At 34.9% G+C, this 20,091-nt stretch carries 23 protein-coding genes; 18 read left to right on the forward strand and 5 right to left on the reverse strand.

Annotation, left to right across the window (positions count from 1 at the left end):
• Window positions 1–218 precede the first annotated feature (218 nt).
• Both FHR29_RS21300 and FHR29_RS21305 read left to right on the forward strand, forming a co-directional pair.
• Window positions 219–803, forward strand: a complete 585-nt coding sequence (locus FHR29_RS21300; protein ID WP_021188582.1) for a C40 family peptidase — start codon at window positions 219–221, stop codon at window positions 801–803.
• Between the two features lie 105 nt (window positions 804–908).
• Window positions 909–1,421: a phosphoribosyltransferase family protein gene (locus FHR29_RS21305; RefSeq protein WP_183917141.1), complete on the forward strand. Its 513-nt coding sequence runs from the start codon at window positions 909–911 to the stop codon at window positions 1,419–1,421.
• 80 nt (window positions 1,422–1,501) lie between these two features.
• Here the strand turns inward: FHR29_RS21305 and FHR29_RS21310 are convergent, their stop codons facing one another.
• The 5 genes from FHR29_RS21310 to FHR29_RS21330 form a co-directional block, all read right to left on the reverse strand.
• Window positions 1,502–2,968 (reverse strand): lytic transglycosylase domain-containing protein, encoded by a 1,467-nt coding sequence (locus FHR29_RS21310; protein WP_183917142.1) that lies wholly within the window; start codon window positions 2,966–2,968, stop codon window positions 1,502–1,504.
• A gap of 151 nt (window positions 2,969–3,119) precedes the next feature.
• Window positions 3,120–3,320: a twin-arginine translocase TatA/TatE family subunit gene (locus FHR29_RS21315; RefSeq protein ID WP_031287456.1), complete on the reverse strand. Its 201-nt coding sequence runs from the start codon at window positions 3,318–3,320 to the stop codon at window positions 3,120–3,122.
• A gap of 95 nt (window positions 3,321–3,415) precedes the next feature.
• Window positions 3,416–4,711, reverse strand: a complete 1,296-nt coding sequence (locus FHR29_RS21320) for a murein hydrolase activator EnvC (RefSeq protein ID WP_132842951.1) — start codon at window positions 4,709–4,711, stop codon at window positions 3,416–3,418.
• Between the two features lie 103 nt (window positions 4,712–4,814).
• Window positions 4,815–5,606, reverse strand: a complete 792-nt coding sequence (locus tag FHR29_RS21325; protein ID WP_183917145.1) for a DUF4292 domain-containing protein — start codon at window positions 5,604–5,606, stop codon at window positions 4,815–4,817.
• Window positions 5,596–7,305 carry a tetratricopeptide repeat protein gene (locus tag FHR29_RS21330; protein WP_132842955.1) on the reverse strand — a complete coding sequence of 570 codons (1,710 nt, stop codon included), beginning with the start codon at window positions 7,303–7,305 and terminating at the stop codon, window positions 5,596–5,598. Before FHR29_RS21330 ends, FHR29_RS21325 begins: the two co-directional genes overlap by 11 nt.
• A gap of 283 nt (window positions 7,306–7,588) precedes the next feature.
• On the opposite strand from FHR29_RS21330, the gene rplM reads away from it, so the two are divergent.
• From rplM to FHR29_RS21410, 16 genes are all read left to right on the forward strand, one after another.
• Window positions 7,589–8,032 carry a 50S ribosomal protein L13 gene (gene rplM / locus FHR29_RS21335; protein WP_021188576.1) on the forward strand — a complete coding sequence of 148 codons (444 nt, stop codon included), beginning with the start codon at window positions 7,589–7,591 and terminating at the stop codon, window positions 8,030–8,032.
• Between the two features lie 11 nt (window positions 8,033–8,043).
• Window positions 8,044–8,430, forward strand: coding sequence for a 30S ribosomal protein S9 (rpsI, locus tag FHR29_RS21340; protein WP_021188575.1), 387 nt, complete (start codon window positions 8,044–8,046; stop codon window positions 8,428–8,430).
• Window positions 8,431–8,448: 18 nt separating this feature from the next.
• Window positions 8,449–9,246, forward strand: a complete 798-nt coding sequence (gene rpsB, locus FHR29_RS21345; protein ID WP_021188574.1) for a 30S ribosomal protein S2 — start codon at window positions 8,449–8,451, stop codon at window positions 9,244–9,246.
• A gap of 193 nt (window positions 9,247–9,439) precedes the next feature.
• Window positions 9,440–10,276, forward strand: a complete 837-nt coding sequence (gene tsf / locus FHR29_RS21350) for a translation elongation factor Ts (RefSeq protein ID WP_132842957.1) — start codon at window positions 9,440–9,442, stop codon at window positions 10,274–10,276.
• Between the two features lie 235 nt (window positions 10,277–10,511).
• Window positions 10,512–11,393: an SDR family oxidoreductase gene (locus tag FHR29_RS21355; RefSeq protein WP_021188572.1), complete on the forward strand. Its 882-nt coding sequence runs from the start codon at window positions 10,512–10,514 to the stop codon at window positions 11,391–11,393.
• Between the two features lie 88 nt (window positions 11,394–11,481).
• Window positions 11,482–13,038 carry a serine hydrolase gene (locus tag FHR29_RS21360; RefSeq protein WP_183917147.1) on the forward strand — a complete coding sequence of 519 codons (1,557 nt, stop codon included), beginning with the start codon at window positions 11,482–11,484 and terminating at the stop codon, window positions 13,036–13,038.
• A complete protein-coding gene (locus FHR29_RS21365) occupies window positions 13,022–13,249 on the forward strand; it encodes a VF530 family DNA-binding protein (protein WP_021188570.1) in 228 nt (75 codons plus the stop codon). Before FHR29_RS21360 ends, FHR29_RS21365 begins: the two co-directional genes overlap by 17 nt.
• Window positions 13,250–13,439: 190 nt before the next feature.
• The gene (locus FHR29_RS21370) at window positions 13,440–14,294 is read left to right on the forward strand and encodes an NAD(P)-dependent oxidoreductase (RefSeq protein ID WP_132842961.1); all 855 of its coding nucleotides are present in this window, start codon (window positions 13,440–13,442) and stop codon (window positions 14,292–14,294) included.
• Window positions 14,295–14,302: 8 nt separating this feature from the next.
• On the forward strand, window positions 14,303–14,761 hold the full coding sequence (locus FHR29_RS21375; RefSeq protein ID WP_183917149.1) for an SRPBCC family protein: 459 nt from the start codon (window positions 14,303–14,305) through the stop codon (window positions 14,759–14,761).
• A gap of 18 nt (window positions 14,762–14,779) precedes the next feature.
• A complete protein-coding gene (locus FHR29_RS21380) occupies window positions 14,780–15,322 on the forward strand; it encodes an SRPBCC family protein (protein ID WP_132842965.1) in 543 nt (180 codons plus the stop codon).
• Between the two features lie 11 nt (window positions 15,323–15,333).
• A complete protein-coding gene (locus tag FHR29_RS21385) occupies window positions 15,334–15,774 on the forward strand; it encodes a VOC family protein (RefSeq protein ID WP_132842967.1) in 441 nt (146 codons plus the stop codon).
• 61 nt (window positions 15,775–15,835) lie between these two features.
• Window positions 15,836–16,309 (forward strand): OsmC family protein, encoded by a 474-nt coding sequence (locus FHR29_RS21390; RefSeq protein WP_183917151.1) that lies wholly within the window; start codon window positions 15,836–15,838, stop codon window positions 16,307–16,309.
• A 77-nt stretch (window positions 16,310–16,386) separates the two neighbouring features.
• Entirely contained in the window at window positions 16,387–16,962 is a 576-nt protein-coding gene (locus tag FHR29_RS21395; protein WP_168127114.1) for a pentapeptide repeat-containing protein, read from the forward strand.
• 57 nt (window positions 16,963–17,019) lie between these two features.
• Entirely contained in the window at window positions 17,020–17,391 is a 372-nt protein-coding gene (locus FHR29_RS21400; protein ID WP_132842973.1) for a hypothetical protein, read from the forward strand.
• A 203-nt stretch (window positions 17,392–17,594) separates the two neighbouring features.
• Window positions 17,595–18,371 carry an ABC transporter ATP-binding protein gene (locus FHR29_RS21405; protein WP_021188562.1) on the forward strand — a complete coding sequence of 259 codons (777 nt, stop codon included), beginning with the start codon at window positions 17,595–17,597 and terminating at the stop codon, window positions 18,369–18,371.
• A 6-nt stretch (window positions 18,372–18,377) separates the two neighbouring features.
• A complete protein-coding gene (locus tag FHR29_RS21410) occupies window positions 18,378–20,051 on the forward strand; it encodes a hypothetical protein (RefSeq protein WP_183917153.1) in 1,674 nt (557 codons plus the stop codon).
• The last annotated feature ends 40 nt before the right edge of the window (window positions 20,052–20,091 follow it).

The following is a 20,091-nucleotide window of genomic DNA, read 5'->3' on the forward strand; positions in this document are numbered from 1 at the left end:
TTTGCCATCACTGTAGTTTAAAGTTTACAATTACCTCATCGGAGTTAAATTGCATCTCAATAAATAAAGTGTTAAAAACGTTAAAAATTCGTTAAATACATGTCATTTTTTTTGCAAAGTAAGATGAGTTGTATTATATTCGCAACAGTGATGTCCAAAATAGTTAACATCCAACAACAAAAAAGAATAAGTTTAAAGTTGTACAAAAAAGCGATTTAATGAAAACAAAGAAAATATTAGCAACAATGCTATTTATAGGCTTATGTCTAGTGTCGCAGGCACAATCAACCAAAACCCAATCTAAACCGGAATCAGACCCGGACAATCTAGCTAAAGAATACTTCTCCCAAATAATGGGTGTTGCGGTTTCAGCAACTACAAATACAAAATTATATCAGTTTGTTTATGAATGGTTAGGAACTCCCTACCGATTAGGAGGTGACTCCAAAAGAGGAATCGATTGTTCTAAATTCTCATTTGAATTATACGAAAAAGTATTCAATACAACATTAGGATATAACAGCCGCAACCAATACTCTCAAATTAAACCTGTTAAGAAAGATGATCTAAAAGCAGGAGATTTAGTATTCTTTAAAATCCGAAGTAAAAGCATTACGCATGTTGGAGTTTATATTGGTGATAACAAATTCGCACATGCTTCTTCGAGCAAAGGTGTAATGATAAGTAATTTAGGAGAAGCATATTGGAGACGTTATTACTATGATGGTGGTAGACTACCTGATGACAACAAATCCCTTACAGCCGAAATTATTAATGCTGAGAAATCTGAAAAATTTAATTAATAAATTTTTCTAAATAATATTTTCAAGAGTCCGAATGTCATGACATTCGGACTTTTTTTTGCAAAGAATTTAGTACTTTTACCCGTATATAAATTTAGTACCATTATGTCGTCAAAGAAAACGCTCATATTAGATAAAGAACAGATTAAACAAAAATCGATACGTATCGCTTATCAGATTTTAGAAGATAATTTTGAAGAAAATACGCTTGTATTGGTCGGTATTGCTGATAGAGGTTATGTTTTTGCGCAGAGACTGCAAAAGATTCTAGAGGAAATATCGGATAAAAATATTGAGTTACTTAAAGTGACGATGAGCAAAACAAGCCGTTCCCTAAAAGCTGAAACAGATCAACCCATCGAAAATGTTAAAAATAAAACGTTAATACTAGTTGATGATGTACTGAACAGCGGAAGAACGCTTGCATATGGTTTAGGCGTATTTTTGAATGTCCCTATTAAAAAGATGAGAACTGCAGTTCTTATTGATAGAAGTCATCCAAAATTTCCCATTGTAAGCGATTATTATGGGCTAAAATTATCAACGATATTAAAAGAACATGTGGAAGTTAACTTACTAGGCTATGAAGCAGAAGATGATGCTGCATGGCTGGTATAACGTCATAAAGCTATAAAAAATAAGCGTCCAACTTTTTATAGAGTTGGACGCTTTATTTTTACAGAGACTTAGGTCGAGACTTATCCCCGATTAATCTTCAATTTCATACCAGGCTTTAACCTCGAATGTGATAAATTATTATCAGCCTTCAACTTAGATAATGACACCCCCTTGTTATTTGCGATCTCTGATAGCGTATCTCCTTTTTTTACAGTATAAAAAGCAAAATTCGACTTTCTCTGAGTTTCAGCACTTGTTTTTTGAGCTAAACGCGTATTGACACCACTACTGCTAACAATTAATGAAGCACCAGTCTTTACAGAAGATCCCTTTACGTTATTCCATGCTTTTAAATTTTGAACACTCACATCATATTTCTTCGCTATAACAGCTAACGTTTCACCTCTTCTAACACGATGTGTACTTGCTTGAGCGCTTCGTTTATTACGCACACGCACATCATCATTCGCTAAAGCCATTACTTGGCTAGGAGTTTCTACTGCTGTATTTAAAGCAAGATAAAGTTGATCCTTATTAATATCAGCTGCTAAAGCAGGAATGATCAAACGACGATGTATCTCATCAGAGCCATTAACGATCCCTTTTTTATATGCTGGATTTAACACTTTTAAACTCTCCTCAGAAACGTTTATCGCTTTAGCAACCTCAGCTATCGAAATGAATTTATCAATCTCTAATACCTGCGTATTTAAGGCAATGTCTCCATCCTTAGCTTCAATACCGTGATCTTGTGCATATCCTAAAGTATAAGTCATAGCGATATATGCAGGAATATAATTTCTGGTCTCTTTTGGCAGAAAAGGAGCAACTTCCCAAAATGAAGGTTGAATTTTGCCAGATCTTAAAATAGCTCGTTTCACACCACCTTTTCCACAATTATAAGAAGCTATCGCCAACAACCAATCCCCAAATTCAGCATACGCTTCCTTCATATATTTTGCGGCGGCATAGCTTGAAGCAATTGGATCTTTACGTTCATCAACATAATTGTCCATTGTTAAATTATAGATCTTTGCTGTCCCATACATAAATTGCCAAGGCCCTGTAGCACCAACGCGAGAAACATCATGTGGATTTAATGCAGACTCAATAATAGAGAGGTATTTAATTTCTTTTGGAACTCCTACTTCAGCAAGAATACGTTCATAAAGAGGAAAATAATACTGCGCCAACCCTAACATGCGGGACATATGCCCCGCATAATTCTTAGAATTATAAAGATCAATATATTTTCGAACATGTTGGTTATAGTCTAGAGGGACTTCACGTTCTAAGGAATTTAATTTTCGAACGACAGTTACATCTTCGATATCAAATAAAATTCCTTCTACTTCTTTTTCACCGGCATTTACAAATTTGATACTATCAAGCTGCTGCAGAATAGATGCATTTTCACGATCTATACTCGCTAACATGATTGCTTGAGTAGAATTTCTCATCTCTTCAATAGACTTTTCTTGTGCAAACAGACAACATGTCGTAAATGCTAAGCCAATCGTCAAGAGAGTCTTCTTGCTTTCAATCATCTTTTTTAATTATGGTTGATAAATAGAACCTAAGTAGTCCTTATACAAAGCATGTATTTTACTACATACCCTCATTAACAATACTGGAAACTGTACAAAATGAAATAAGATTTTACTGCTGTAAAATCTTATCCCTCAAAAACAACATAAATTACTTATTATCAGTTGTTTTCTCTTTAGTATCATCTGTAGAATCCTCTTTCTGTCCGTCTTTGAATTCTTTTACACCTTTACCTAATCCACGCATCAATTCAGGAATCTTTTTACCGCCAAATAATAATAATAATATTACAACGATTATAATTAATTCCTGACCTCCAATACCCATTATTAATAACCCTGATGTCAACATAACTTATAATTTACTGTTTTTCAATATTCACTTTAAGTATATACACTTATACCCTAAAAACAAATGTACATAATAATTTTTATTTCTATATTTTTTTAATTCGCTAACCATGATTGCGGATTCATCGGGATTTGTCCTTGCCAAACCTGGAAATCTAAAACTGGCGCATCTAAATCCGGATCATTAGCTACTGTTCCAATAGCCTGACCTGCTGACACTTTCTGTCCTTTAGACACACTAAAACTAGCTAAATTACTATACACCGAGAAGAATTCACCATGTGAAATAATAATCACCTTCAATCCATTTAAAGTTAACGTACTTGTTACAGTTCCAGAAAACACTGCCTTAACAGTTGCGCCACTAGAAGTTTGTAATTTTAATGACTCATGACTAACTGAGACGTTCCGACCTGTTCTATCCGTACCAAAACTTTGTAATATTTTAGCATTGGAAACCGGCCACGGAAGTCGACCACGGTTGGATCTAAAATCTGCCGAAAGTCGAGCGGCCTCTGGAGTAGCACGTAATACCTCTGAATCCGATTTACGTGATGTAGATTTAGAAGTTTCCTTATCATCAACTTTAGTGTCATTTTTCTTCGCGCTCCTTGCTGCAGCAGCTTCCGCAGCTCTACGAGCAGCTTCTTGTCTTCTACGCTCTGCTTCAATTTCTCTCTTAATGATAGCCTGAATTGCAGATCTTAACTTACGTTCTTCTTTTTGCTTCTGTGTAATATCGCGTTTTACACCTCGTTCAGTCGTAATTAATGAACTCAATTCATTAGAGAACACAGCACGTTGTTGTGCAATAGTTTTCTTCTCTTGCTCTTGCTCATTCAATAACTGCTTATGCTTATTACGATCAGCCTGTAACTGTGCTATTTTTTGCTCAATCTGCTTTTTAGTTCCTTCAATCTCACTTGCTTTCAATTTTCGAGAATCATTGAATTGCTGCAAATATTTTACACGACGAAAACCTTGATTAAAATCCTTTGAAGCAAAAATAAACATCAACTTATTATAGGCATTGCGGTTACGAAAAGCGAACATAATCATCTTTTCATAATCATTACGCATTTTCTCCAACTCCGCTTTCAATTTATCTACAGCGCTGGTATTCGTATTAATCTGGCGATTAATCAAGCTTAATTCAGAACTTATCGTTGTAATTTTCTCTTCACGAAGATTAATCTGACTACTTAAAGCACTGACCTGCTTCTGCGTCAAAATCTTTTCTGTAGTCGTTTCTTTTAGCGTTTTTTGCAATTCCGCTATTTCACGATTTATTTTTTCACGTTTTTTTTCAAGCTCTGCACGAGTCTGCGAAAAACCGATTCCCAGCATCAAAAAAAACGCAGTTAGACTTAGTGTTATTTTCTTTAAATTCATCTATAGTAATCTTTTACTAGCAGTTGAGTCTGAATATAATATGTTCAATTAAATATAGTCTCAAATGCGAAAGTAATAAATCTTAAGGATTATCGTACTAACATTAATTAATTACTTTGTATTTATTGGAGATAGTAAAAGGCATTTCAATAGCTTCATTAAATGAAATTCTGCTGTAATTGAAGTTTGCTTTAATATTCATATCGCCTCCTGAAATCAGTAATTCTAGACCCATCGGAAACAATTGTCCCCCTCCATTTGAATAATCTGCATAACTAGCCTCCAATTTCTGTCCTTTTTCAGGCTGCTCCAAACGAAATGAATCTAATCTATTCTGTTGATTAACTAAATATAAGTAAGTCAATGCATTCTTTTGACCACGCAACTGAATTGGTACACTCGTTTGATCAACCTCAAAGTCGGTTGTATTTAACAAATTCGTTGAAAAATTGGCTAAAAACAAATCTTGAACATTTGAAAAAGTTAAATCCTCACTTGCATATTGATACAAGTAACTAAAGGGTTTTGCTATATATTCCCCCTGAAATTTATTTAATATCTGGACACTATCTGGAGTAATCAAAACCCGGCCGATTTCTATACCCAATAATGCCGTAATAGAAATCCAGATTTTTTTATCTTTTTCAATCCTAATATTAGCTGTCACATCGTATGATGACTTTCCTAAATCTATTTTGCTTTTAGCTTTGCCAGAGAACGTAGTAAAGTCCAGATTTGACAACAAAAATTTCTGAACTACCGCATTTTTTGAATCTTCCTTACTGATCGTTTCAACTACCTCAGGCTTACTCTCTACTTTACTCATTTTTTTCTTAGTACTGCAGGAAGCCAATACAACAAGCAATACAAGTGTAACAACAGATTTATTCCACATACGATTTCTTATTTATTTTCTCTCTCAACTTCTCCATATTGGTTTCAGAAGATCCGCCCCTAGCCAAAGCACTTTTCCATTGCTTCATCGCTTCGGTTATTTTTTTATTTTTAATCAAAATATCACCATAATGTTCCAATAGAACTGTTGAAGGTGATTTTGAATTTTTTATTGCCTTTTCAATCCAAAGCAATGCATCAGCATATTTACCCTGTTTAAACAAAACCCATGCATATGTATCTTCCAATGTTGCATCATTAGGTCGTAACTTATTTGCTGTCTCTGCAAAATGAGCTGCATCATCTAAATCCTGATTTCTTAACGCTAAATAATACGCTAAATTGTTCATCGCACTTACATTTGTACTATCTAAGTTAATAGCCTCTCTATACGCAACATCTGAGGCTGCTTCCATTTTAAGCGAATGATAAATATCGCCCAGACCACTATAAATATTTGATTGAAAAATAGCATTCTCATTTTGACCATTATTCAAAGCTGCCTCCATCAAATTTCTAGCTAAATCATAATTTCCTTTCAAGGTATATGCGATTGAACTGAAGTACAAAATAACAGGATTATTGGGAATATTGTGTAAAGCTTCACCGCCATGTTCTATAGCTTGATCATATTGCTCCAACGCCAAATCAACATTCATGAGCATACGCCATGCATCAATTTGATAAGGATTAATACCTACTGCAATAGAAAAGGACGACTGTGCCCCAACTAAATCATTGCGCATCCAATTCACCTGCCCCTTAGCCACATGACTTTCTGCTACGCGAGGATGTACATCAACCAATATATTAGCTAATTCTTGTGCCTGGTCGAATGAAAATCCACTATTGGGAGCTAATAAGGATAAGATAATTCTGTTTTTTTCCGAGAAATCAACACTTTTAGATAAAAAGGCCTGTTTTAAGTAATCATAAGAAAGTTTAGCCTTTCCTGACAAACGGTATTCATCAGCCAGATCTAAAAATAAGTAATCGTCTTTCGCATTCGCAACACCGGTATTTAATATTGCAATAGCTTTTTTAGGATCTTTAATTCCGCGATAAGCCTGTGCCAATTGACTGTACACCTGTGCCAAAGGAGATTTTTTAATTGCCCAAGGTTCAAGAACCTGGATTACAGCAGGAAAATCATCTTTTGACAATAGCAGAGTAGCTCCTATAACGTCAAGCGTATCGGTAGCTCCCGCTCGCTCTCTAACATCTTTATATAAAGCAAAAGCCTCATCTTTTTTGTCACTGTTAAACAACAGCATAATCTTCTCACGATTCAAGGCCGCAATATTGACCTTCTCCTTTGTCATCAGCAGATCCAATGAACGGATCGCACTAGGGAGATCACCTTTTCCTTTATTAACATCGATATTGAAACTTAAATATTCATTTTTAGGATTAATTTCCAAAGCTTTATTTACTTCCTCTAAAGCACGATCAGCATTACGCATCTGTCCAAATAAAACGGCTTTAGTAAAATAAGCATCATCAGCATTAGGATATCGTGTAGTAATGGCATCCAAAGAATCCATGGCCTGCTTGAAATCACCGTTCCTCAAAAAAACTTCAATATTTTTTAATTGTTGCGAATAAGGTTTTTCTTGCTTGCTCTCCTGTGCTGAAACCCTTTGTCCAACCGTAGTTAACAATGTTACCAATAGCGCGTATTTCAAATATTTCTTAAACATAAATAATCCTTCTCGTTCAACAATTACTGTATTAATATGTTGCAATATACTAATAATGGACAACTGTTAAATAGTGCTATTACATTTCAATAGGTTATTTTTTGAGGATTATGACATTACGCCGGATTTAAATTAATCTTAAGTGCTTCAGATTAAAATGAAACTGCTTAAAATAAAGTAAAATAGATTTTCGTAATCAAGAAATTAAAAGTACCTTTGCAGACCCTTGAGACACAGGGAAAAGAAGTGAATAAAATTTTATTAATTATTTAATTAAAAGCAAGTGAATACGTTAAGTTACAAAACTGTCTCTGCCAACAAGAACACCATCAACAAAGAATGGATCGTTGTTGATGCTGAAGGCGAGATTTTGGGGCGCTTGGCAAGCGAAATTGCGAAAGTAATTCGCGGAAAGCACAAGCCATCGTTTACCCCTCACGTAGATTGCGGAGATAATGTTATCGTTATCAATGCAGAAAAAATTAGATTGACAGGTAATAAATTGGGTGACAAAACTTACGTTCGCTACACGGGATACCCGGGTGGTCAACGTTTCATCACTCCAAAAGAATTATTGGCAAAACACCCTGAGCGCGTTATTGAAAAAGCTGTTCGTGGTATGCTTCCTAAAAACCGTTTAGGTCGTCAATTGTTTAAAAACCTTTATGTTTATGCTGGAACTGAGCACAAACAAGAGGCTCAAAATCCAAAACCAGTTAAATTTTAAGGAGAATCGACATGTCAACAACTAATACTTCAGGAAGAAGAAAAACTGCTGTTGCCCGCATTTACTTAACTGCTGGTAGCGGAGTCCTTACAATCAATGGTAAAGACTACAAAGAATATTTCCCAACATTGCCTTTGCAATACATTGTTACTCAATCATTAGAAGTAGCAGGTCAAGCAGGGAATTTTGATGCGAAAGTGAACGTTAATGGAGGTGGTGTAAAAGGACAAGCTGAGGCTGTACGTTTAGCTATTGCGAAAGCATTAGTTGAATTAGACCCAGAAGTTAAACCAGCTTTACGTGCTAAAGGTTTAGTTACACGTGATGACCGTATGGTTGAGCGTAAGAAACCAGGACGCAAGAAAGCTCGTAAGAGATTCCAATTCAGTAAACGTTAATCAAAGGAGGATCAAAAAATGGCAAGAACAACTTATCAAGACTTATTGGATGCAGGTGTGCACTTTGGTCACCTTACACGTAAATGGGATCCGAAAATGGCTAAGTACATTTTCATGGAACGTAACGGTATCCACATCATTGACTTGAACAAAACGCTTACGAAATTGGAAGAAGCTGCTTCAGCTATCAAACAAATCGTAAAATCAGGTCGTAAGGTTTTATTCGTAGCAACGAAAAAACAAGCAAAAGAAATCATCGCTCAACAAGCGAAAGCAGTTAACATGCCTTTCGTTACAGAAAGATGGTTAGGTGGTATGCTTACAAACTTCACAACAGTTCGTAAGTCCATCAAAAAAATGTCTACTATTGACAAAATGCAAAAAGATGGTACATACGATGTATTATCTAAAAAAGAGAAGTTGATGATTCAACGTGAGCGTATCAAATTAGAGTCTCTATTAGGAGGTATCGCTGATTTGAACCGTTTACCGGCTGCTTTATTCATCATCGATGTGAAAAAAGAACACATCGCTGTTACTGAAGCAATCAAATTGAGCATCCCTACTTTTGCAATGGTTGATACAAACTCTGACCCTTCAAACATTGATTTCCCAATCCCTGCAAATGATGACGCTAGTAAATCTATTAGCTTAATCGCTGGTATCATTGGTCAAGCAATCCAAGAAGGTTTGGACGAGCGCAAACGTGATAAAGAAGACGAAGCAGAAAAAGAAGCAGCTGCAGCTAAGGCTAAAGTTGATACTACTGAAGCTTCAGAAGCTAAACGTCCTCGTAAAGCGAAAGACGGAGAATAATATTTTTTATTCCAAACCGGATAGCGTAGCGTTGGTTTCTGGAAAAGAATTCTTTTCTTGGGCTAACCTATCTGTCCGGTTTTTTGGTTTATCATTTCTCGAATAAGAAATGATAAACTTTATATTAGCTTAACAATAGTTATGCTAATATTGTCAAGAAAATAATAAGTCAAAAATTTAAAAAGAATATATCATGTCAGTACAAATTTCTGCATCAGATGTAAACAAGTTGCGTCAACAAACAGGCGCAGGTATGATGGATTGTAAAAAAGCGTTAGTTGAAGCAAACGGTGATTTCGAAGCTGCTGTTGATTACTTACGTAAAAAAGGAGCTAAAGTTGCTGCTAGCCGTCAAGACCGCGATTCTAACGAAGGTGTTATCATTGCTAAAGCTACAGCTGATGGCAAATCAGGTATCGTAGTTGAAGTTAACTGTGAAACTGATTTCGTAGCTAAAAATGCTGATTTCGTAGCTTTCGCTGAGTCAGTTGCTGAAGTTGCTTTAGCAAACAAACCTGCTACTTTAGAAGACCTAAAAGCATTAGAAATTGGCGGTACTAAAATTGCTGATTTATTAATCGATCAAACTGGTAAAATCGGTGAGAAAATTGACGTTTCTAAATACGAAACTGTTTCTGCTGAGAAAGTTGTTGCTTATATCCACGCAAACTACCGTCTAGGTGTGTTAGTTGGTTTATCTGCAAATGTTGATGGTGTTGAAGAAGCTGGTAAAGATGTGGCTATGCAAATCGCTGCAATGAACCCTATTGCTATTGATAAAGATGGTGTTGATGCGCATACAATCGAGCGTGAAATTGCTATCGCTAAAGAACAAATCATGGCTGAAGGAAAACCTGCTGAAATGGCAGAAAAAATCGCTGCTGGTAAATTGAACAAATTCTTCAAAGAAACGACTTTGTTGAACCAAGAATTCGTGAAAGATAATTCTAAATCTATCGCTCAATTCTTAGATTCAGTTTCTAAAGGTTTAACTGTTACTGCATTCAAACGTGTTCAATTAGGAGCATAAATGCAATAGAACATGAGTTAGCTCATGCGTCTTAAACATATAATCACAAAAGGCCTGTCTCAATGAGACAGGCCTTTTGTTCTTTAAATAACCTACACCTCTTCCAGTATTTCCAACCACCAGGAACAAAGTTTATCAAATACATTAAAAAGCATATCATAAATAACTCGAAAAGGAAGATTATTTTTTTGTAAATTGGATGATATAATTGATTACAAACACTAAATAATATCACATGAGTACAACACAAGGAATGCTTCGTGAGGATGCACTAATGGGAAAAAACATATTGATTACCGGAGGTGGAACAGGTCTTGGTAAAGCTATGACCCGATACTTTTTACAATTAGGGGCGCAATGCATCATCACGAGTCGAAAAGACGATGTTATCCAGCAAACCGCAGCAGAGCTTAGTAAGGAAACTAATGGTAAATGTATAGCAATTGCCTGTGATGTTCGCGATTATGACCAAGTAGAGAAAGTCATTAATTATGGTATTAAACAGCTTGGCTCAATTGACATATTAGTGAATAACGCCGCCGGAAATTTCATCTCGCCGACAGAAAGATTAAGCCACCGTGCATTTGAATCTGTTTTAGGAATTGTACTTCAGGGTACCATAAACTGCACACTGGCACTTGGAAAAATTTGGATTGCAAACAAGGATAAAGATAAAACAGTACTTAATATTGTAACGACCTACGCAAGTACCGGTTCAGGTTATGTCGTACCCTCTGCTTGTGCTAAATCTGGAGTATTAGCGATGACAAGATCGTTAGCAGTTGAGTGGGGACGCAAAGGAATTCGATTAAATGCAATTGCTCCCGGCCCTTTTCATACAACTGGCGCTTTCGACCGCCTCTTTCCAAGTAACCTAAGTGACACCCTCAACCCTGTCAACAGGATACCTCTTGGAAGAACTGGTAACTTACAAGAATTAGCCAATTTGGCTGCATACCTCGTTTCCGACTATTCAGCATACATCAATGGTGATGTGATCACAATCGATGGCGGAGAATGGTTAAAAGGTGCTGGAGAATTTAATGGACTCGATGCCGTTTCAGAGGAACAATGGGACACGGTCGAAAAATTGACCAGAGGAGCAAAAAGTACTTAATACATCCCTTAAAAATTACTGTATTTCTTATATTAAGACTATACAATTGCTGTTTTATTTAGATATTTGAATATAATCTCACAAATGAATGAAAAAAATAGCTTGTATAGCTCTTCTATTTTTTAGCAGCACTTCTTTATTTGCACAGCATATACAAGAAAGTGTCGTAGACTCCATTGTCCAGAAAACATTATTAACCTTTAATGTGCCGGGAATAGCCGTGGGTATCGTAAAAGATAACCAGGTAATATTAGCCAAAGGATATGGTATTGCCGACTTAAATAGAATGAATAAAGTTCATGCTTCAACGAACTTTGGAATTGCCTCCAATTCAAAGGCCTTTACAACCACTGCCCTGGCTATTTTAGTAGATGAAGGTAAATTAAACTGGGATGACAACGTACAAAAATACATCCCGGAATTCAAGATGTATAATGATTATGTAACTAAAAACTTCACGATTCGTGATCTCCTAACTCACAGAAGTGGTTTGGGACTAGGTGCCGGAGATTTAATGATATGGCCCGATGGACATGACTTTACTCCCGATGACATTATCCATAACATCCAGTATTTAAAACCTACATCCGATTTTCGCACAAAATATGATTATGATAATCTGCTATATATTATAGCTGGAAAAGTTTTAGAAAAAGTATCAGGTCAAAGTTGGCAGACATATATTCAGGAAAGGATATTTAAACCGTTGGCAATGGATCATTCTGCACCAAACTGGAACATGTTGCAAGATCGCCAAGATGTGATCGCTCCACATGTACCTCTAGATGGTATAAATCATGTCAGTACACGCTATACCAATACCATTTTAGATGCAGCCGGAGGCATATACTCCAATGTGGACGATCTCAACAAATGGATGATTTTTCACCTCAACAATGGCGAGAATAATGGACATCAGCTGATCTCCAAGAAGCAATTAAAAGAATTGATCACACCACAGACAATCATGCCTGTTAGTACTGTTCCCCCTTACAATTCATTATTCAGAGCATATGGCCTTGGCTTTCGTCTGACAGATATGGCGGGTAAATTAGAGGTTTCCCACACGGGAGGATTAGAAGGAATTGTCACACAAATCGTTATGCTTCCACAATTAAAACTGGGTATTGTAGTGCTCACCAATCAGCAAGAAGGTGCAGCATTCACTGCCATCAGTAATACTATAAAAGATTTTTATTTAGGTATTAACGATCAACACTGGATTACCACCTATCAAACTTCAATTGCAAAAAACAATGCCGAAGCTGATCTCATAACACAGAAAACGTGGCAAATCGTAGAAGAGAATAAAAACATTCAAGATCAATTTCGACAAACAATACCAGGTAAATATCTCGACAATTGGCTTGGAGAAGTATCAATTAAAACTGAAAATGGACGATTAACATTCGCTTCAAAACGTTCTCCCCAACTCAGTGGTGAGCTTTACTATTATCAAGACAGCACGTATGTTGTCAAATGGTACAATCGCTTGATGTATGCAGATGCATTTGTACACTTCACTATTCAAGACAAAGACATAGCGGGCTTTACAATGAATCCCATATCACCACAGACAGATTTTAGTTTCGACTTTCAAGATCTAAATTTTAAAAAACACTCAAACAATGGAACAAAAAAATAATCCACTTCACGGAAAAAGACTGGATACAATACTAGAATATCTAATTGCTTATTTTGAAGGTTGGGAAGGATTAGGAGAACGGATCAATATTCGCTGTTTCAACGAAAATCCCAGTATTAAATCATCGCTAGCTTTTTTAAGAAAAACACCATGGGCAAGAAAAAAGGTCGAGGAATTATATCTTAAAATTTACGAATACGAAAACAAGTAGTTATCATTAAAGATGATTATTTCTAAGCCTATTCAATTCATTTATAAAAAAGGTTATTTACAAAACTCTTCCGTTAACGAAGCCGTAAATAACCTTTTCTTGTAATCACGCTTATCAAACAAATAATCACCTCTAAAAGTAAAAACCATCTTAAAAAATAGTTGTTATACCTGTTATAAACTTAATACATATGCATCATAAAAATATAGGTTGGATCGGATTGGGAAACATGGGATTTCCAATGGCAAAAAATCTAGAAAATGCAGGATTTCCCCTTTCCGTCTTCAATCGAACCCCAAGTAAATCAGAACCATTCACAGATCTTTCAGAAGTTTATATAAGTGCCATCGAATTAGTCAAAAACTGTGATATTATCTTCACCATGGTTTCGAACGATGCGGCAATAATAGATCTTTATGAAGATATATTTCATCTTGAAGATATATCAGGAAAGATATTTATCGATATGAGTACGATTTCCAAAGACCTTACTTTAACGATAGCACAAAAAATTCAAGAAAAGCAAGCTCGGTTTATGGATGCACCTGTAGCAGGGAGTACTGTGCCTGCTAAAGAAGGAACATTGATTATCATGGCTGGTGGAGAAGAAAAAGACCTGCAAGAAGTATTACCCTATTTAAATAAATTAGGCAAGGCAGTAAAGCATGTTGGACCGGTAGGAAGTGGCATTTCAGCTAAACTGGCTATAAATTATTTTCTCTCTATCATCTATCAGGGCCTTGCCGAAACAGTTTTATTTGCTGAAAAAAGTGGAATTAAAACAGAAGACATGTTAGAAATAATCAATGAAAGTGCCTGTGGAAGTGGAGCCACTAAAGTAAAAACTCCACTCCTATTACAGCAAGATTATCCACCCGCATTTGCATTGGACTTCATGTTAAAAGATCTAAACCTCGCAAAAAAAGAAGGTGTTAACACCCCAATGAATACAGTGCTACTGGAAACGTATCAAAAAGCACATGATGCAGGATTAGGAAAACAGGATGTTATCAGTATTATTAATTATTTAAAACAGATTCAGTAATACCCGTTATGAAAAATCAAATATCTGTAGAAGCTCAAATGTTAATTAGAAAACCTGTTGAACAGGTGTTTCAAGCATTTATAGATCCTGCAATTACTGTGCATTTTTGGTTTACCAAAAGCTCCGGAAAACTAGAAATAGGAAAAACAGTTATTTGGGAATGGGAAATGTATGATGTAAAAAGTACTGCTACAGTACAGGATATCATCACCAATGAAAAAATTACAGTACTATGGGGACCACCCGAAACTTTAGTAGAGTTCAAATTTAAATCACTGTCTCCAGATCGTACGTATGTCACAATCCATCAAAAAGGTTTCCAGCAAACAGGAGATGAATTATTGCAGGTATTAATAGATTCTACCGGAGGATTTACAACAGTACTGGATGGTTGCAAAGCATACCTTGAAAACGGTATAAATTTAAATTTAATTGCAGACAAATTTCCCAAAGAAGCGATGTTATAAACTACTAAAACTACCAATATGAAAATTCTAAAGAAAATAGTTATTGTATTGCTTCTCATAGTGGCAGTACTTTTAATAACAGCTCTATTTCTTAAAAAAGATTATGCTGTTAAAAGAGAAATCACCATTAACAAACCAAAACAAGAAGTATTTGATTATATCAAATACCTACGCAATCAAAATAACTTCAGTAAATGGGCAATGATGGATCCTTTGATGACAAAAACATATCAAGGTACAGATGGAACTGTTGGATTTATTTCAGCTTGGGACAGTAAAGCAGATAGTGTAGGAAAAGGGGAGCAGGAAATTGTTAAAATCGAAGACGGTAAAAGAATTGATTTTGAAATTCGATTTATTAAACCATTTGAATCCAAAGATAAGGCTTACATGATCACTGATTCAATATCTCCAACTGCAACAAGAGTAATCTGGGGATTTGATGGACACATGACCTACCCGATGAATCTCATGCTGCTCTGCATGGATTTTGATAAAATGTTAGGCGGTGATTTAGCCATAGGCTTAGAAAGGTTAAAAACAAAACTAGAAACGGAGTAAATAAAAATACCATGACAACGATCAATCCTTATTTAACATTTGAAGGCAACTGCGAAGAGGCATTTAACTTCTATAAAAATGTTTTCAAGAAAGAATTCCAGTACATGGGTAGATTTGGTGAGATGCCTACAGCTGAGGGACAAACACCGCTATCACCCGAACAGAAAGATAAAATCATGCATGTTTCATTACCCATTCACGGAGATAGTATTTTAATGGGTAGCGATAGTATAGATGGTAATTGTGGAAATTATATAAAAGGAACGAATATTACACTATCAATTAACAGTACAGATAAAGAAGAAGCAGATCGGATCTATAATATGCTTTCAGTCAATGGAATACAGTCTATGAGAATGACTCAAACATTCTGGGGAGCATATTTTGGCATGTTAACAGATCAATTTGGCATCAATTGGATGATCAATGTTGATAATAATACCCCGGAATAGAAAATTATTATATTAATTTTAGAAAGCTGAATTATCAATTCAGCTTTCTAAATACGTTAATATGGCAAAAGAACATCAATACAAGCAAAAAGTAATCTGGACGGGAAATACTGGAAAAGATACCACTTCCTATAAAGACTATAAACGTGATTTTGAAATCAGCATACCGCACAAAGCAGTAATTGCAGGATCTTCAGATCCTGCTTTTTTAGGTGATCCAACGAAACATAACCCAGAAGATTTATTCCTAAGCTCACTATCAACCTGTCATATGCTTTGGTATTTACACTTTTGTGCCGAATCGGGTATACAAGTAGTACGATATGAAGATCAACCGATAGGTATTCTAACAGAAGAGAAATCTGGGGCTGGTCAATTTACAAAAATTACACTCCAACCAACCGTCTGGATCAGAAATTCAGAATTGATGACACTTGCCACAGAATTACATACTAAGGCCAATGCATATTGCTTTATTGCAAAATCAATTCGGATTCCTGTTCATCATGAACCCATTATTCTCATAGCTCTGTAGCATCTTATGAACTGATAAAAATAAATAAAGAGGACTATTTATAACATATTCCTAAATTAAAATTTCTATTTTTGGATATGACCGCAGCATATTACGAAGGAGAAAAAATAACTTTCATCGATTATAAAAAAAATAACTTTGAACAAGCAGAATACGATAATTGCCGTTTCGAAAACTGCGACTTTTCAAACAATAAATTAAACAATAGCATTTTTGCAGATTGTACATTTATAGATTGTAATTTCTCATTAGCCGAATTATCCGGAACAACATTCCAACAAGTCCGATTTAAAAACTGTAAACTATTAGGCTTACAATTTCAGCAATGCAACCGCTTCGGTTTATCTTTTACTTTTGAAAACTGCAATATCGATCATGCTTCATTTTATCAATTGAAGCTAAAAAAAACAACCTTTAGAAGTTGCCAATTACGGGAAGTAGATTTTTCTGAAGCAGATCTAACAGGGTCATCTTTCCAAAATTGTGATCTAAATCAAGCAATATTTGATCAGACCAATTTGGAGCAGGTCGATTTTCGAGATGCACAAAATCTGATGCTATCACCGAATAAAAACAAATTAAAAAAAGCAAAGTTTTCACTCCTAAGTCTGCCGGGCCTACTTAGCGAATATGATATCAGAATCGAGTCTTAATTTTAAACTTTTCTAGTGTTCTTTTGTTCTCTTTATATATAGAAAGGAGAATTTAAAATGTCTAAAAAGAAAATCGCGAATGAAGATGAACTTCAAAATTCAAACGCCGACCAATTAGCTTACGATCCAGATAAACAATCATTTTCATTAGATGTGGAAGATAGCGACCCTGATTACGATCACCCAAGTGATTATGATACTGTCGCTGAAGGGGCTGCAGATGACGATTCAACTTACGACAATTCAAACCCTTACGTTGGAGATGAATATGCAGATTTAGACGAACTCATCGAAGACGATCTCGAAGAAGGTGGAATGCGGATTGAAGGAGAAGTAAAATTGAAGCCAATAGATAAGAAACTAGCCGAAACACCGGAAGATTTACGCGATGATTTAGATGAGGAAGGCTATCCCATTAATTATGATTAATGGACCTAGCGTAAATTTCTAGAAACATATACAAATGAATATACCACAGATTCATTTTAGAAATGGATATCGTTAAATATTCTCTATAATACGATATCCAAATCTTAAATTCTTAAACCTTTTTAATCAAATATTTCTTTCTCCATAAATTAGTATCATTACCCTTTCAAATTTTATATCTTTAGCTCAGAATAATTTATTTTATGGATGTGAGCAAACCAATTATCCGAATTTCAAATCTTAGAAAATCATACGGATCAAAAGAAATATTAAAGGGCATAAATCTTGATATTTATCCCGGTCAAGTAATCGGTTATATTGGCCCCAATGGTGCCGGTAAATCGACTACAGTTAAAATACTTACGGGTTTGATAAATGATTTTGAAGGAGAGGTTTTTATTAATGATATAGATATTAAAGAAGATCCGCTTACCGTAAAAAGTCAAATCGGTTATGTACCAGAAAATGCAGAACTATATGAGGTATTGACGCCTATGGAATACCTTGATTTTGTAGGTAAACTGTATGGTATGGAAGATACATTAATTCAACAAAGGGCACAACAATTACTTAAAGCATTTGGTCTTGAAGAAAATTTAAATAACAGGATGGATACATTTTCTAAAGGTATGCGCCAAAAAGTATTATTAATTTCAGGTATAATACATAATCCCCAAATTATAATTTTAGATGAACCATTATCCGGATTAGATGCTAATGCTGTTATTATTGTAAAAGAATTGATTTCCCTTTTGGCTAAAGAAGGCAAAACAATATTTTACTGCTCGCACATGATGGACGTTGTCGAAAAAGTATCCGATCGCATTATGTTAATCTCAGAAGGTAATATTATAGCTGATGGAAGTTTCGAGCAATTAAAAACGAACCAATCGGATACGTTGGAACAAATTTTCTCAAAACTCACAGGAAAAGAAGATGGAAACATAGATGCATCACATATTATTTCAGCAATTCGATAAAATAATATGCAGAAATTAACATTAAAATTCATTTTGCTTTTCAGCAAATTATGGACAAGCATAGGTATCGATGTTGCCCAATTAAGGATAATAATTGAAACAAAATTAACAATAGATGATCGTCGTCCTTTAGCCTCGTTCACGAAGAATCAAAATAAGAAACCAGCTAAAAATTCAACCTGGTTTCAATTTTTTATTTTCTCCCTTATGGGGCTCATGTTCTTATCATTTGTTATTATCATCCCCGATAAATTCTTAGCAACATCATTATTCTTAACGTTTATATTATCCATATTATCATTATCGCTGATAACAGACTTCTCAACAATTCTTCTTGATAACAAGGACCAATATATCATTTTACCAAGACCAGTGAATGATAAAACAGTTGCTTTTTCAAGGATATTATACATGTTAATAAAGATTTCTACGCAATTACTGCCCATAACATTACCAGCATTAATCTATGTATTTATCAGTTGGAATATTTTTGCAGCATCGATGTTTCTTGTTCAAATTATAATCGCAGCTTTAATAGCGGTTTTCTTTGTCAATATTTTCTATTCCTTATGTCTACGTTTTCTGTCTATTCAAAAATTTAAAGATACAATCAGTTACATCCAGATATTCTTTTCCATTTTTATTTTTCTAGGTTATCAAATTGGCCCTAGAGTAATGCAAAGTTTTACAGAAGGAGAAAACAGTATTTATCATCTTAAATTACTATGGATTTCTCCAGGAACATGGATCGCATCTTTTCAAGCTATGCTAGTTAAAGATTTCAGTGGTTTGACACTTATTTTTGCTTCTCTCAGCATCATTTTACTTATTGTGGCCATTTTAGGGTCATCACAATTATTTTCGAAAGATTTTAATAATAAAATAGCACAGTTAGCTATCGGAGACAGCCCAGTTAAAAAAGAAGAACTATCACAAGAGGGGAAAATTTCGTTTTATAAAAAAATAGAAAAAATATTCACAAATACACCATTGGAAAAAGCGGGATTTTCAATCATTTGGTTAATAACTTCACGGTCTAGAGAGTTTAAAATGCAACTGTATCCCACAATGGCTTACTTACCGATTTACTTCATTTTTCTATTTCTGCAGGGGAAAAATAATACATTGGCTGAACAAATTGACCGTGTGAATACATCAGGACTTTATATTATGATTTTCTATCTATCGCTTTTTACAGTATTAACTGTTTTCCAGCTAATCACTAAAAGTGAAAAATACAAAGCGGCATGGATCTATTACGCAGCCCCTATTCAACAAACAGGAGAATTAATGTCAGGAGTTTTAAAATCAGCATTCTTAAAATATTTCGTACCCTTCAATTTAATTTTTCTAATCATTTGTGTCCCCCTTTTTGGCGCACATGTGACCAATGACATTCTGCTAGCAACAGCCATAGGAGGTATTGAAAGTGTTCTTGTTATGTTATTCCTAGTCAAATCTTTTCCCTTTTCACAATCTATAGAAAACGGAAAAAGTAGAACAATCATCAACCTGTTTATATTAGGACTTTTAGCATTAGTAGGTTACTTACATATCGTTATTCACGAATACGAAATTATAATTTGGGTGATTACCATTATAGCGTGGATTATATTTTTAATCATGATTAAATATCTGAAAAAAGAAAATTGGAAAAGTCTAGCTTTTGATGATAATTAACAGGAAATTTCAACCTGATAAAAATATTAATTACCTTTAT

Origin of the sequence: Sphingobacterium sp. JUb56, assembly GCF_014191365.1 — a bacterium.
Taxonomy (GTDB): domain Bacteria; phylum Bacteroidota; class Bacteroidia; order Sphingobacteriales; family Sphingobacteriaceae; genus Sphingobacterium; species Sphingobacterium anhuiense.

Excerpts from the sequence above, each read along its gene's own strand:
- FHR29_RS21300 (WP_021188582.1), top strand. The coding sequence starts at position 219 with ATGAAAACAAAGAAAATATTAGCAACAATGCTATTTATAGGCTTATGT.
- FHR29_RS21305 (WP_183917141.1), top strand. The coding sequence starts at position 909 with ATGTCGTCAAAGAAAACGCTCATATTAGATAAAGAACAGATTAAACAA.
- FHR29_RS21310 (WP_183917142.1), bottom strand. The coding sequence starts at position 2,968 with ATGATTGAAAGCAAGAAGACTCTCTTGACGATTGGCTTAGCATTTACG.
- FHR29_RS21315 (WP_031287456.1), bottom strand. The coding sequence starts at position 3,320 with ATGTTGACATCAGGGTTATTAATAATGGGTATTGGAGGTCAGGAATTA.
- FHR29_RS21320 (WP_132842951.1), bottom strand. The coding sequence starts at position 4,711 with ATGAATTTAAAGAAAATAACACTAAGTCTAACTGCGTTTTTTTTGATG.
- FHR29_RS21325 (WP_183917145.1), bottom strand. The coding sequence starts at position 5,606 with ATGTGGAATAAATCTGTTGTTACACTTGTATTGCTTGTTGTATTGGCT.
- FHR29_RS21330 (WP_132842955.1), bottom strand. The coding sequence starts at position 7,305 with ATGTTTAAGAAATATTTGAAATACGCGCTATTGGTAACATTGTTAACT.
- rpsI (WP_021188575.1), top strand. The coding sequence starts at position 8,044 with ATGTCAACAACTAATACTTCAGGAAGAAGAAAAACTGCTGTTGCCCGC.
- rpsB (WP_021188574.1), top strand. The coding sequence starts at position 8,449 with ATGGCAAGAACAACTTATCAAGACTTATTGGATGCAGGTGTGCACTTT.
- tsf (WP_132842957.1), top strand. The coding sequence starts at position 9,440 with ATGTCAGTACAAATTTCTGCATCAGATGTAAACAAGTTGCGTCAACAA.
- FHR29_RS21355 (WP_021188572.1), top strand. The coding sequence starts at position 10,512 with ATGAGTACAACACAAGGAATGCTTCGTGAGGATGCACTAATGGGAAAA.
- FHR29_RS21360 (WP_183917147.1), top strand. The coding sequence starts at position 11,482 with ATGAAAAAAATAGCTTGTATAGCTCTTCTATTTTTTAGCAGCACTTCT.
- FHR29_RS21365 (WP_021188570.1), top strand. The coding sequence starts at position 13,022 with ATGGAACAAAAAAATAATCCACTTCACGGAAAAAGACTGGATACAATA.
- FHR29_RS21370 (WP_132842961.1), top strand. The coding sequence starts at position 13,440 with ATGCATCATAAAAATATAGGTTGGATCGGATTGGGAAACATGGGATTT.
- FHR29_RS21375 (WP_183917149.1), top strand. The coding sequence starts at position 14,303 with ATGAAAAATCAAATATCTGTAGAAGCTCAAATGTTAATTAGAAAACCT.
- FHR29_RS21380 (WP_132842965.1), top strand. The coding sequence starts at position 14,780 with ATGAAAATTCTAAAGAAAATAGTTATTGTATTGCTTCTCATAGTGGCA.
- FHR29_RS21385 (WP_132842967.1), top strand. The coding sequence starts at position 15,334 with ATGACAACGATCAATCCTTATTTAACATTTGAAGGCAACTGCGAAGAG.
- FHR29_RS21390 (WP_183917151.1), top strand. The coding sequence starts at position 15,836 with ATGGCAAAAGAACATCAATACAAGCAAAAAGTAATCTGGACGGGAAAT.
- FHR29_RS21395 (WP_168127114.1), top strand. The coding sequence starts at position 16,387 with ATGACCGCAGCATATTACGAAGGAGAAAAAATAACTTTCATCGATTAT.
- FHR29_RS21400 (WP_132842973.1), top strand. The coding sequence starts at position 17,020 with ATGTCTAAAAAGAAAATCGCGAATGAAGATGAACTTCAAAATTCAAAC.
- FHR29_RS21405 (WP_021188562.1), top strand. The coding sequence starts at position 17,595 with ATGGATGTGAGCAAACCAATTATCCGAATTTCAAATCTTAGAAAATCA.
- FHR29_RS21410 (WP_183917153.1), top strand. The coding sequence starts at position 18,378 with ATGCAGAAATTAACATTAAAATTCATTTTGCTTTTCAGCAAATTATGG.